This is a genomic window from Adlercreutzia sp. DFI.6.23 (assembly GCF_024462535.1).
GTDB classification, from domain to species: Bacteria; Actinomycetota; Coriobacteriia; order Coriobacteriales; family Eggerthellaceae; genus Adlercreutzia; species Adlercreutzia rubneri.
In genome coordinates this window covers 1-304 of the sequence record NZ_JANGBP010000453.1, presented here as the reverse complement: position 1 = coordinate 304, position 304 = coordinate 1, and the positions used below count along the sequence as shown (strand labels likewise).

Below are 304 nucleotides of genomic sequence, written 5' to 3'. Positions count from 1 at the left end.
TTCGTGCCGAAGGTCTCCACCATGACCGACACGGGCTTCGCCACGCCGATGGCGTAGGCGATCTGCACCTCGCACCCAATGAAGCCGGCGCGTTCCGTCACGGGCAGCTTCCACTCCGTGGATGTGTGGCGTCCTTCTACGTGGGCAAGCGCCCTGGTGGCGGCAATGAGGCAGGTTCCGCAGACGATGACGGCCACGGCGTCCGCGGCTATCTGCAGTTCGGTGCCGAGGGCCCCCACGCCGGCCACGACAACGGCCTTCAGTACGCGGCTCCCGGCCAGGGCGATCACTACGTGGACGAGCT

General features: G+C 67.4%; 1 protein-coding gene. It reads right to left on the bottom strand.

The window, feature by feature from the left end; genetic code table 11:
• A partial coding sequence (locus tag NE591_RS14105; protein ID WP_256156959.1) for a methionine adenosyltransferase domain-containing protein occupies window positions 1-304 on the bottom strand: 304 nt, incomplete at both ends.